General features: G+C 70.1%; 10 protein-coding genes. 7 read left to right on the top strand and 3 right to left on the bottom strand.

The window, feature by feature from the left end:
* Nucleotides 1-195: 195 nt before the first annotated feature.
* Nucleotides 196-1,050, bottom strand: coding sequence for a lysozyme (locus ACFVX4_RS24440; RefSeq protein ID WP_389980794.1), 855 nt, complete (start codon nucleotides 1,048-1,050; stop codon nucleotides 196-198).
* Nucleotides 1,051-1,292: 242 nt separating this feature from the next.
* Here ACFVX4_RS24440 and ACFVX4_RS24445 point away from each other — a divergent pair, with 242 nt between their 5' ends.
* Nucleotides 1,293-1,775, top strand: a complete 483-nt coding sequence (locus ACFVX4_RS24445; protein ID WP_385329491.1) for a MarR family winged helix-turn-helix transcriptional regulator — start codon at nucleotides 1,293-1,295, stop codon at nucleotides 1,773-1,775.
* A 30-nt stretch (nucleotides 1,776-1,805) separates the two neighbouring features.
* Here the strand turns inward: ACFVX4_RS24445 and ACFVX4_RS24450 are convergent, their stop codons facing one another.
* Nucleotides 1,806-2,591, bottom strand: a complete 786-nt coding sequence (locus ACFVX4_RS24450) for a hypothetical protein (protein ID WP_389980796.1) — start codon at nucleotides 2,589-2,591, stop codon at nucleotides 1,806-1,808.
* Nucleotides 2,592-2,956: 365 nt separating this feature from the next.
* Here ACFVX4_RS24450 and ACFVX4_RS24455 point away from each other — a divergent pair, with 365 nt between their 5' ends.
* The 5 genes from ACFVX4_RS24455 to ACFVX4_RS24475 all read left to right on the top strand — a co-directional run bounded on the left by ACFVX4_RS24455 (nucleotide 2,957) and on the right by ACFVX4_RS24475 (nucleotide 8,699).
* Complete coding sequence (locus ACFVX4_RS24455) at nucleotides 2,957-5,860, top strand: nitrate- and nitrite sensing domain-containing protein (protein ID WP_389980798.1); 2,904 nt, start codon at nucleotides 2,957-2,959, stop codon at nucleotides 5,858-5,860.
* Nucleotides 5,857-6,336: a roadblock/LC7 domain-containing protein gene (locus tag ACFVX4_RS24460; protein ID WP_266414361.1), complete on the top strand. Its 480-nt coding sequence runs from the start codon at nucleotides 5,857-5,859 to the stop codon at nucleotides 6,334-6,336. The genes ACFVX4_RS24455 and ACFVX4_RS24460 overlap by 4 nt, the downstream gene beginning before the upstream one ends.
* Nucleotides 6,333-6,746, top strand: coding sequence for a DUF742 domain-containing protein (locus ACFVX4_RS24465; RefSeq protein WP_266414359.1), 414 nt, complete (start codon nucleotides 6,333-6,335; stop codon nucleotides 6,744-6,746). Before ACFVX4_RS24460 ends, ACFVX4_RS24465 begins: the two co-directional genes overlap by 4 nt.
* Nucleotides 6,727-7,377 (top strand): ATP/GTP-binding protein, encoded by a 651-nt coding sequence (locus ACFVX4_RS24470; RefSeq protein WP_389980800.1) that lies wholly within the window; start codon nucleotides 6,727-6,729, stop codon nucleotides 7,375-7,377. Before ACFVX4_RS24465 ends, ACFVX4_RS24470 begins: the two co-directional genes overlap by 20 nt.
* 74 nt (nucleotides 7,378-7,451) lie before the next feature.
* A complete protein-coding gene (locus ACFVX4_RS24475) occupies nucleotides 7,452-8,699 on the top strand; it encodes a styrene monooxygenase/indole monooxygenase family protein (protein ID WP_389980802.1) in 1,248 nt (415 codons plus the stop codon).
* Nucleotides 8,700-8,774: 75 nt separating this feature from the next.
* On the opposite strand, the gene ACFVX4_RS24480 is transcribed toward ACFVX4_RS24475, so the two are convergent.
* Entirely contained in the window at nucleotides 8,775-9,935 is a 1,161-nt protein-coding gene (locus ACFVX4_RS24480) for an NlpC/P60 family protein (RefSeq protein ID WP_389980804.1), read from the bottom strand.
* Between the two features lie 693 nt (nucleotides 9,936-10,628).
* On the opposite strand from ACFVX4_RS24480, the gene ACFVX4_RS24485 reads away from it, so the two are divergent.
* Nucleotides 10,629-11,669 (top strand): IPT/TIG domain-containing protein, encoded by a 1,041-nt coding sequence (locus ACFVX4_RS24485; protein ID WP_389980806.1) that lies wholly within the window; start codon nucleotides 10,629-10,631, stop codon nucleotides 11,667-11,669.
* Nucleotides 11,670-11,748: the final 79 nt, after the last annotated feature.

An 11,748-nucleotide genomic window follows, 5' to 3' on the forward strand; every position in this document is an offset into this window, starting at 1 on the left:
GGCGGGTCACTCCTCCGTGGCTGAACAGGGCGCGCGGTGTGCGGCAGAGAAGGACTATACATAGGGTGTATACGCTGAATGCATAGGGGGTCCGCTGCCGCCCTGGAGGGCGAAATCCCTGGTCGGAGGGGTGAAAGCGAAGAGCCCCGGTGGACCACCGGGGCTCTGCTGGGTGAAGCGGTGCGGCGGGCGGGCTCAGCCGTTGGCGAGGGCCTGGACGCGGTCGAGGGCGCCGTTGAAGCGGTCGTGGTCGCCGACGGTGGGGCCGGACGAGGTGTACTGCCATATCGTGTAGAAGCCCCAACCGGCCGGGAGCTCGCCGACCGTGGAGTCGTAGCGGGCCACCCACAGCGGGTTGGTGGCGCCGAAGCCCGCGTTGTTCCCGGTGCAGGTCTTCCACCAGCTGGTGGCGGTGTAGATGACCGCGTCGCGTCCGGTGCGCGCCTTGTACGTGTTCACGAAGTCGCGGATCCAGGAGACCATGCCGGCCGCGGTCTTGCCGAAGCACTGGTCGCCGTACGGGTTCCACTCGATGTCGAGCACGCCGGGCAGCGTCTTGCCGTCCCGCGACCAGCCGCCCCCGTGGTCCACGAAGTAGTTGGCCTGGACGGCGCCGCTCGTGGTGTTCGGGGTGGCGAAGTGGTACGCGCCGCGGATCATGCCGACGTTGTACGAGCCGTTGTACTGCTGCGCGAAGTACTCGTTCGTGTAGTACGTGCCCTCGGTGGCCTTGGTGTAGGCCCACTTCACGCCGCTGTTCCAGAGCGTCGACCAGTTGACGTTGCCCTGGTGGCCGGAGACGTCCACGCCTTCGGTCTGGACGGCGCGGGTGTCCCGCGGCAGTCCGCCCTGGCCGTCGTGGGCGACGACACCCATGCCCATCGTGGCCGTGCCGCGGGCGGGCTTCTTGGCGGCGGCCGAGTCGTGGGTGCCCGCGGCGCTCGCCGCGCCGGGCAGGGTGAGCAGGAGGGAGAGGGCTGCGAGCAGGGTTCCGGCCGCCGCGAGGCGCGAGCGGCGGGACGCCTTGGAAGTGGATCTGAGCACCGGCATGGGGAATGCCTCCGAGGACGTGGTGGGGGGACGTGCTGATCCCAGGGGGGCGCCGGGCGCACCCCTGTGACATGTAATGGTGTGAACATGCCATGCATGACGCTACGCACGTAGACCCGTGCCGCGGAAGGGGGCCTGGTCGCTGCCGTTGGTCTATGCCTACGAAATACTGGCGGAGCTGCGGCGATGACCAGCGGCGAAAGAAATTTTCAGCGACAGGAAAGCTCACGAGGGGTGTTGACGTGCACGGGAGCGAAAGCGGTAGTGAACCCGGCGCGACCGGGGGGAGTGGTGTGGACCACGCATTCCTTGCCCTGGAGCGGGAGTTGGCCGTCTTTCTGCGCCGGGCACGTGCCAACTCGGGGGAAATGGCACGCGAGGTCCACCCGGAACTGGAGGCCGCCGCGTACGGACTTCTCGTCCGGCTGGAGTCGGCGGGACAGCAGCGGGCCACCGATCTCGCGGCCTACTTCGGGGTGGGCAAGGCGACCATGAGCCGTCAACTGCGCGCCCTGGAAGACCTCGGACTGGTGGCCCGTGAACCCGATCCGGCCGACGGCCGGGCCTTCCTCGTCCACCTCACCGTCGAGGGGCTGGCCCGTTACCGCAGTGTGCGTGATGCCCGCCGTGAGCGCTATGTCCGCAAGCTGGACGACTGGGACCGGGCCGAGGTGGCCGAACTGGCCAGGCTGCTGCACCACTTGAACGCCCGAGCCGAGGACTGACGCCCGCCGGGCCGGCCTCCTGGTGTGCCGTCACAGCACCGCGTACACCGCCGTCGCGTCGTCGTGTGTCTTGCTGTGGCGCAGACGCACGCGTCCGGTGTCCGCGTCCTCCAGGGCCCTGACCCGGTCGATCAGCGCCTGCGTCCCCTCCTTGTGGAGAACGCCGAGGCAGTCCGCCCAGTCGCCCTCGTGGAACATCTCGGTCCAGCGGGCCGCCCCGTCGGTCAGTGCGGCGATGGACCGCACCTGGTCGAGCGGGGTGCGCCCGGTGACCGCGCGGGCCGCCACGGAGGGGTCGGCGGCGGCGGTGAAGAAGCCGCCCTCCTTGTTCCGCACCCGGGTGTCGGCGACCGCCTCGGTGCTCAGCGAGCCGGGCGGCAGCCGGTCGAGCCGGTCGTCGAGCAGGGGGCGCACACCTCCGTCGTGTGCCTCGAACAACAGTACGGAATCGGAGAGCACCAGGTGTTCGACCTCGCGGTCGTCCCAGCGCGCCATGACGACCGTTGCCTGAGGTGTGCGTACGTGAGAAAGGTCACATGGGGAACGGTGCGTGTCGGCGGTGCGCCGGATGGACACTGCCAGGATCTCCTGAAGAGTCAGATCCCGCCGTGAACCGGACAGTTCGACCAGTGCGCCGCCCAGCCGGGCGGTGAACCAGGGGACCGAGTGCACACAACCGTCGTCCCCCCGGGGTGGGGTCACTCCGTCGAGCAGGATCAGCGCCCCGCCCTGGCCGGAAGCGGGAAGCACGGTGGCGGCCCAGTCCTCGTTCGGGCGTTCCGGGCTGCCGGGGACGGTGGCCAGTTCGATGCGCATGCGGCCAGTCTGCACGACGCCTTCACGAGCCCTGCACCCGCCCGGGATTGGCCTGCACCAGCAGGTCAGACGAGTGCCCGGAGCGGAAGGAATGACTCCGTGGGGCGTGCGGGCGGGCATCCTGCCAAAGCCTGCGCGGAAGTTCCAGCCGACGGGCCAGGTGTGGCCGAAGGCCTCCCAGGGCAAACTTGTTCGCCAACTCTGGAGTGTTGTTCACTCGTTCAGGTGGCGGAGTGGTTGATGCGCGCCCCCCTCTCAAAAGCACTGGAATGGTCGGAAGCCGTACCAGGGGTCGGGGCGCTCGTTACATGTGACCGTGCGTCACCTCTGCTTCAAGGGCGGACGAGTCAAGATTGCGAGCACCGGTGCAGAAGAAGCGGCCTCGGAGCAAGGGCGGCAAGCAACGCGGTTCCGGGGCGACGCCACCGGCACCTGCCGAGAGCGAGGGCACCCGGCGCACCGCGCGCGTACGGAGCCGGCTGGTCGCCGGTGTCGCGGTCGTCGGTATCACCGTCATCGCCGCGGGCACGCCCGCGATCCTCGCCGCCTCCTCCGAACTGAACGAATCGCAACGGCTGGTCACCCTCGCCGAGCTGAACCAGCAGGCCCTCGCCCTCGCCCACGCTCTCGCGGACGAGCGCGACGAGGTCACCGCCGGGCTCGCCGCCGGACGTGACGGGAAGTCCGGCGCGACGGACGGCAAGGACGACTCCCGTGGCCGGAGCGCCCGTGTCGACCAGCAGGTCGACGAGATCAGGGGCACGGCCCCGGAGGCACTGCGCCGCGACCTCTCCACCATCCCCTCCCTGCGCCGCGACGCGCTCAGCGGCAAGGGCACGGCACTGGAGGCCCACCAGGCCTACTCCGAGGTCATCGCCAAGCTTCACGACCTCGCCGACGAACTCGCCGAGAAGACCCCGCCGCGCGCGGCCGAGGCCACCCGCGCCCCGCTCGCCCTCGGACAGGCCACCGAGCAGGCCTCCGCCACCCGCGGGCTGCTGATCGCCGCGCTCTCGGTGCCCCGCAAGGACACGGTCCCGCAGACCGACCCGCTGACCGGGCTCCCGATGCAGCCCCAGGACAGCGGCAGCGACAAGGACGACCGCACCCGTGACGAGCTGAGCGCCGCCGCCCAGCAGGCCCGGGTCCGCGAACTCGGCTCGCTCGCCGACTTCGACCAGGCCGCGGGCGCCACCGCCCGCGACAAGCTGTCGTCCACCGTCACCGGTCCCGAGGTCAACAGCGCGGAGAAGTACCTCAACTCCCTCACCGGCCGCCCCGAGCTGTCGGACTCCGACCAGCAGACCAACCGCAAGAAGGCCGAGGCGGCGCTCTCCGCCCGGATCGACCGGATGCGGAGCGTCGAGTCGGCCCTCGGCACCGAACAGATCCAGCGCCTGGAGCAGTTGCGCGACGACGACGTCACCGCGCTCGAACTGCGCATCGCGCTGCTCGGCGGCTGTCTGCTGATCGCCGTCGGCGTCTCCACCGCCGTGGCCCGCACCCTCACCCAGCCGCTCGCCGTCCTGCGGATCGGCGCCGCCCGCCTCGCCACGGAGCCCGACACCGCCGAACCGATCCGCTACACCGGTCGCAACGACGAGTTCGCCCAGGTCGTACGGTCCCTCAACAGCCTGCACGGCAAGCTCCAGGGGCTCCTCCACGAGTTCAACGGCCGTTTCGAGAGCCTGCAGACCGAGCGCGGCGAGCTGATCGCCGGGCGCGAGGCCCTCACCGTCCAGCGCGCCGAGCTCCAGGTCCTGGCCTCCGACCTCACCGCCCAGCTGGAGCGGCTGAAGAACACGGTCCACCACACCTTCGTCAACCTCTCGCTGCGCACCCTCGGCCTCGTCGAGCGCCAGCTCGGGGTCATCGAGAGCCTGGAGGAGCGGGAGCACGACCCGGAGCGGCTCGCCACCCTCTTCAAGCTCGACCACATGGCCACCGTCATGCGCAGGCACAGCGAGAACATGCTGGTCCTCGCGGGCGCCGAGCACGGCCACGGGCACGCGGGGCCGATCCCGCTGGTCGACGTGTTGCGCGCGGCCGTGTCGGAGATCGAGCGGTACGAGCGGGTCACCATCCAGTCCCTGCCGCCGCACGCCCAGATCGCCGGCTTCGCCGCCGACGACCTCAGCCACCTCGTCGCCGAACTCCTGGAGAACGCGACCTCCTTCTCGCCGCCGGACTCCCACGTCCAGCTCTCCGGCTGGCTGCTGGAGAGCGGCGAGGTGATGCTCTCCGTGCAGGACGAGGGCATCGGGATGTCGGCCGTGCGGATGGGCGAGCTCAACACCCGGCTGGGCGACCCCACCCTGTTCGATTCGGGCGAGCCGGACGACAAGGGGGCGTCCGGGGCCGGTCTCGGCCTCCAGGTCACCTCCCTGCTGGCCGCGCGCCACGGCGTACGGGTCCAGCTGCGCGACCACAAGGGCAGCGGGGTCACCGCGGTCGTCGTCCTGCCCCAGGCCCTGCTGCCGAAGGCGCCCCCGGCCGCCACCCCGCCGCCGGTGCAGGTCCCCGGGGAGGCGCCCGCGCTGAACCTGCCGGGTTCGGTCGCCGAGGCCAACTCCAACGCACTGCCGGGCCGTACGCTCGGCCTGCCCGGGGACCCGCTGATCGCCGCCGCCGAGCAGACGATCCGCGAGGCGGGCGCCGAGCCGGCACCCGCCGCTCCCCCCGCGCCCGCCGCCACCCCCGGGCCTGCCCCGGCCCGGACGGAGGCCCCGGCCGCGACGGAGCTTCCGGTCGAGGCGGAGTCCGAGGTCACGATGCAGGTCCGGCTCCCGGTGGTGCCGGAGTTCGCGGACGCACCCGAAACCAAGGCGCCCGACCCGTACGCCATCGGCCCCGACCGCCATGAGCACGTCGCGGACGAGACCCCGGAGCCGTACACCGCCGCTCCTGCCCCGGCCCCCACGCCCGTGGCCGACGCACTGCCCGGCCCCCGGCAGCCGGAACAGCAGTCGCAGCCGCAGCAGGCCGAACGCATCACGGACAAGGGGCTTCCCAAGCGCACCCCCAAGGTCGTCAAGCCCACCGCTGCACCCACCACCGAGCGCAAGGGCAGTCTGGACAAGGAGGCGCTGCGCCGTCGGCTCGGCGGCTTCCACCAGGGCGCGAAGGAAGGCCGCCGTGACGTCGAGGCGGAGATCGCCGAGATCACGGCCACGCAGTCCCTCCCGGGAGCCACCGGACCAGGTGGACACCCCGTACGTACCGATCAGACGGATGAGACGGGGGACACAGTCGAGGAGGCACGCAGTTGACTGCGCCCAGCACATTCGGGCTGAGTACCGAGGCCCGTAACCTTCACTGGTTGCTGAGCAATCTGGTGGAGGAGGTGCCAGGGGTCCACTCGGTCACCGTCGTCTCGTCCGACGGACTGATGCTGCTCTCCTCCGACCCCGGCCATCTGGTCGCTCGGAGCACCGGCGGTCAGGACGGCCCCAAGGGCTCCAGCGCCGACCTGGCGACCATTGTTTCCGGCATCGGCAGCCTCACCATCGGCGCCGCCAAGCTGATGGACGGCGGCGGCGTCAAGCAGACGATGGTCGCCATGGACGAAGGCAGTGTCTTCGTCATGTCGATCAGCGACGGCTCGCTGCTCGGTGTGCACGCCACCCCGGACTGCGACATGAGCGTCATCGCCTACCACATGGCGCTCTTCGTCGGCCGGGCCGGACATGTACTCACCCCCGAACTCCGCAGTGAACTGCGCAAATCGATGGAGAGCACCCAGTGAAGCCCGCTGCTGAACCCGCCCGCAGGCTCCCCGTCCGCGGGTCCGACCGAAGGCCCGCACGGGTCCGCCCGTACTCGCTCACCGGCGGACGCACCCGCTTCGGCCACGTCCTGCTCGTCGAGACGTTCGTCGCCGCGCTCGAAGCGCCCGAGGAGCGCCGGGAGCTGACCAACGGCAACCTGGCCGGCCGCGTCATGCCGGAGCTCCAGGCCATCGTCGAAATCTGCCGCCGGATGCGTACGGTCGCGGAGATCTCGGCCTTGTTGAAGATGCCGCTCGGCGTGGTCCGGGTGCTGCTCAGCGACTTGGCCGACCAGGGAAAGATCCGCGTGTACGGGACCGGTCACGGCACCGGCCAGCCCGACCGCGCACTGCTCGAAAGGGTGCTCAATGGACTCCGCCGTCTCTGAGTCGCCGCTCTTCGCCCCGCGGCAGCCGGGCGCCAGGGACCAGGCCGAGGAATCGCTCCAGGCCTGGCAGTTGGACCACACCAGGGCCCCCATCGCCACGAAGATCGTGGTCGCGGGCGGGTTCGGCGTGGGCAAGACGACATTCGTCGGGTCGGTCTCCGAGATCACCCCGCTGAAGACCGAAGCGATGATGACCCAGGCCAGCGAGGAGACCGACGACCTCTCCGCGACGCCCGACAAGGTCACCACGACCGTCGCGATGGACTTCGGCCGGATCACGCTCGACGACGACCTCGTGCTGTACGTGTTCGGCACACCGGGCCAGCAGCGCTTCTGGTTCATGTGGGACGACCTGGTGCGCGGCGCGATCGGCGCGGTCGTGATGGCCGACACCCGTCGGCTCGCCGACTGCTTCCCCGCCCTCGACTACTTCGAGAGCTGCGGGCTGCCGTACATCGTCGCCGTCAACCACTTCGAGGGAACACCCGGGTTCGAGGCCGCGGACGTCCGGGAGGCCCTGACCGTCCCGCCGCATGTGCCTGTTGTGATCATGGACGCGCGCAACAAGATCACCGTCATCGAGTCGCTGCTGGCCCTGGTGGGCCTCGCTCTCGATGCCACCCCGGCCTAGGCCGTGTCGTCGGACTGCCGTCTGCCGCACGACGTCCGACAACACGACCCAGCTACACACAACGGAGAACCGCGATGCGGAAGATACTCATAGTCGGAGCCGGCCAGTCCGGACTCCAGCTGGCCCTCGGACTGCAGTCCCGTGGGTACGAAGTCACCCTGATGTCCAACCGCACGGCCGACGAGATCCGCTCCGGCCGGGTCATGTCGACGCAGTGCATGTTCCACACGGCGCTCCAGCACGAGCGTGACTACCAGCTCAACTTCTGGGAGTCCCAGGCCCCGCACATCGAGGGCCTCGGCGTCTCCGTCGCGGCGCCCGACTCCTCGCGCGCCGTCGACTGGGTCGGCAAGCTGGACGGCTTCGCCCAGTCCGTCGACCAGCGCGTGAAGATGGCCGGCTGGATGGAGACCTTCGCCCAGCGCGGCGGACAGCTCGTCATCCACGGCGCGGCCGTCTCCGACCTGGACTACTTCTCCCGCACCTACGACCTGGTGATGGTCTCCGCGGGCAAGGGCGAGCTGGTCTCCATGTTCGGCCGGGACGCCTCCCGTTCGCCGTTCGACGCCCCGCAGCGCGCCCTGGCCGTCGCATACGTCCACGGCATGGGCCCGCGCCCGGAGCACCCCGAGTTCGACGCGGTCCGCTGCAACCTGGTCCCCGGTGTCGGCGAGCTCTTCGTGATGCCGACGCTGACCACGTCCGGCCGCGCCGACATCCTGTTCTGGGAAGGCGTTCCGGGCGGCCCGCTCGACGTGTTCCAGGGCATCAAGGACCCCTCCGAGCACCTGGCGAAGACGCTGGAGCTCATGGAGCGGTTCACGCCGTGGGAGTACGCCCGCGCCACCAAGGTCGAACTGACCGACGCCAACGGCACCCTGGCGGGCCGCTACGCTCCGACCGTCCGCAAGCCGATCGGCCGGCTGCCCGGCGGCGGTCTGGTGCTCGGCGTCGCGGACGTCGTCGTCGCCAACGACCCGATCACCGGCCAGGGCTCCAACTCGGCCTCCAAGTGCGCCAACGCCTACCTGGACTCGATCATCGAGCACGGCGACCGGGAGTTCGACGCGGAGTGGATGCAGGCCACGTTCGACCGTTACTGGGACACCGCGCAGCACGTCGTGAAGTGGACCAACGCGATGCTCGGCGTTCCGCCGGAGCACGTACTGAACCTGATCGGCGCCGCCGGCCAGCTCCAGCCGGTCGCCAACCGCTTCGCCAACGGCTTCAACGACCCGGCGGACTTCGACAACTTCTTCTTCGACCCGGAGAAGACCAACGCGTACCTCGCCGAGGTCTCCGGGGCGGCGCAGACCGCCTGACCGACGACAGCAGGGCCGGGGCCTGTCGGACATCCGACCGGACCCGGCCCTGCTGTCGTTCCCGCTCCGCGCCGCCTACTGCCCGGAGCCAGAGGGGGCCGACGACGAGCCGTACCCCGCGTCCGAGCCGGAGGAAGCCCCCTGCGGGAGCTGCGGCGGCCTGTACGTGGACAGCGGCGCGCTCTGCGGGTCGGGCCGTACGGCGCCGAGCAGCGGATTCGACGCCACCGGCGAGACCTTCACCTGCGAGCCCGGCCGGGGTGCCTGCACCACCAGACCGTTGCCGATGTACATCGCCACATGCGTGGCCTTCGGGAAGTAGATCACCAGGTCACCCGGGCGCAGCGCGTTCGTAGGCACCTTCCGCAGCTGCCGCCACTGCTCCTGCGACGTCCGCGGAATGACCCGGCCCGCCTTCGCCCAGGCCTGCGAGGTGAGCCCCGAGCAGTCGAAGGAGTCCGGCCCCTCCGCGCCCCACACGTACGGCTTGCCGACCTGGCCGATCGCGTACTTCACCGCCTCGCCGCCCGCCTCGGACGGCGGCCTCGTCGAGGACAGGGCCCCCGAGGTGACCAGGGCGCCCTGGGCCTTTTCCATGTCCCGCTGTTCGAGCCGGGACAGCTCGGTGAGCTGGGTGCCGGAGAGCGTGGCCAGCATCGACTCGACGGCCTTCAGCCGCGACCGGACCGTGTCCCGCTGCTTCTTCTGCTTCGCGGCCAGCACCTGCTGCCGGTCGAGGACCTTGCGGGACTCGGTCGCCAGCTCGTCGGCGCGCTTCTCGGCGCCGGTGAGCCGCTTCACCGTCGCCGCCCGCCCGGCCGCCGCGCGCCGGATCACATGCTCCTGGTCCAGGAGGTGTTCGGGGTCCCGGGACAGCAGCAGCCGCATGTACGCGGAGAAGTCGGACCGGCCCTGGTACTGCTCCCGGGCCAGCCGCCCCGCCTCGTCGCGGCTGTCGGCCAGCGCGGTCCGGGCGGCGACGAGAGCGATGTCGAGCTTCGTCGCCTGTGCCGCGCGCTTCTTCAGCTCGGCGGCGGTCCCGTTGTACGTCTCGGTGGCCTCCTCGGCCTGCTGGTACAGCTGACGCAGTTCGGACAGGAGCTGGGCGACGCTCTTTCTCGTACCTGTGGGCGTGGACCCCGCAGCGGGCGGCACGGGCGCGGCGGCCGCCGGCGAGGTCACGACGAGCGCGGCCAGGGCAGTGGTGCAGACCGCACGCAAGATTCCGCCTGACACGACATCACCTCCGGAGACGGGGCGATCACGGGACTTCCCCATAAGTGGGCGCAACGCGTCAATACGGTCACCCGGTGTCCGGAGATGCAAGAACCGCACGGTGTGGCGGCAGGCGGGTTAGCCCGGAAGGCCGTGGGCGGGCTCCGGCCGGGTCTGCTTGTGTGCCAAACACAGTAAGGCCACCGGGGCCTTCGAGGTCCGCCTGCGCCGGCCGGAGTGTCCAAGAGGTCGAGCCCCGTGACTCGATTCGTTCGGTTGCGCGAGTCTTTCAGTTGATCTCCGGCATGCACATGACGGAATGTGTGTATGTTGTGACGGCCTGCATGGGGAGTGTGGGTCTCGTGGTCCTGTTGTGGCTCATGTGTTTGTCCTGGGGAGGGCGCGGTGCGTGTGCGCGGCGAACGGTTCGGGGTACGACTTTCCACGCTCTGGCGGTCATTGACTGTTGGCGTCCTGGCGCTCGCGCTGGCAGGTGGCGCGATCTCTGCGGAGGCGGCTCCGGACCCATCTCGTCCGCCTGTTCCGGTCCCGTCCGCAGCAACCCGTGCCGAGGGGACGCTGTCGGAGGTCCCCAGTAGCCTGCCAAGTGGCAGCCCGTCCTCCTCCGCGCTCCCCTCGAAGCCTTCACAGCCCGGGACGGCCGCGCCGAAGGGTGAGACCGGGGCGGCCGATGCGCCGACGACCAGCGACGCGGTGTATGCCTACGACGCGGCCGGGCGTCTGGTCGGGGTGAGCGATCCGGGTGGTGAGACCGCCCGCTACCGTTACGACGAGGCCGGCAACCGCCTGGGAGTGGACCGCTTCGCTTCCAGCACACTGTCCGTGCTGTCGGTGGTCCCCGTGAGAGCTGCGGCCGGGGCGAAGGTGACGCTGTCGGGCACAGGCTTCTCCGTGACGGCCGCGAACAACGCCGTCTCTTTCGGCGGCAAGGCGGCCACGGTCACCTCTGCGACAGCCACGCGGCTGGTCGTGACTGTTCCGGTGGGTGCGGTCGACGGCAAGGTCTCGGTGAAGGTGGGCAGTTCAAGTGCCCAGTCGGCTGAGTCGTTCGCCCTCGCGCCCTCGGGCCCGGTTGTCTCCACGATGGAGCCCGTATCCGGGGCACCTGGCACGCGGGTGGTGCTGACGGGCTCGGGGTTCGCTTCGGCCGCGACGGACAATGCGGTGCGCTTCAACGGCGGGACGCTGGGCGAACTGGTCGGAGTCACGGCCACGTCGGTGACGGTGAAGGTGCCCGAGGGGGCTACCACCGGCCGCGTTCAGGTGGAGACGCCGGACGGAATCGCTATGGTGCCGTCGGACTTCAGGATCACGGCCGGCAGCGATGACGGTACGTTCGAGACCACAGTGCGTACCTCGGTGACGGACGACAACCCGCCGACAGTGGCGATCACGACGCCGGGCAGGCGTGCGCAGGTGCTGTTCGATGCCGAGCAGGGTGACGACATCGGGTTCGGGATCACTGCGTCGACGTTCAACTCGACTGTCGGGCTCCGGTTGTACGACCCGCAAGGCGTCCAGGTGGGTAGCACCGGTTATGTGGCGGCGGACGGTGGAAACTGGCAGGCCCACGACCTTGCCATGACCGGTACGTATTCCCTGGTGATTGATCCGGGATCGGCCAACATCGGTGCGGCCACGGTGACAGTGTCCAAGGCGTCCGGCGGTGCGCTGGACCTGTCGGCGCCGACCGCTGACACGCCGATGCTGGGGACTGCAAAACGATCGGTGTAACTCCTGATCAAGGAAGATGCATCGATGACCAGTGAGAACGTGACCGAGGCCGAGTCCGTCGAGCCGTCCGAGGCGGCTC

Origin of the sequence: Streptomyces sp. NPDC058240 (assembly GCF_042882135.1) — a bacterium.
Lineage (GTDB): Bacteria > Actinomycetota > Actinomycetes > Streptomycetales > Streptomycetaceae > Streptomyces.

Bases quoted from the DNA above. Each gene is read 5' to 3' on its own strand.
- ACFVX4_RS24440 (WP_389980794.1), bottom strand. From the start codon at position 1,050: ATGCCGGTGCTCAGATCCACTTCCAAGGCGTCCCGCCGCTCGCGCCTC.
- ACFVX4_RS24450 (WP_389980796.1), bottom strand. From the start codon at position 2,591: ATGCGCATCGAACTGGCCACCGTCCCCGGCAGCCCGGAACGCCCGAAC.
- ACFVX4_RS24470 (WP_389980800.1), top strand. From the start codon at position 6,727: ATGGACTCCGCCGTCTCTGAGTCGCCGCTCTTCGCCCCGCGGCAGCCG.
- ACFVX4_RS24475 (WP_389980802.1), top strand. From the start codon at position 7,452: ATGCGGAAGATACTCATAGTCGGAGCCGGCCAGTCCGGACTCCAGCTG.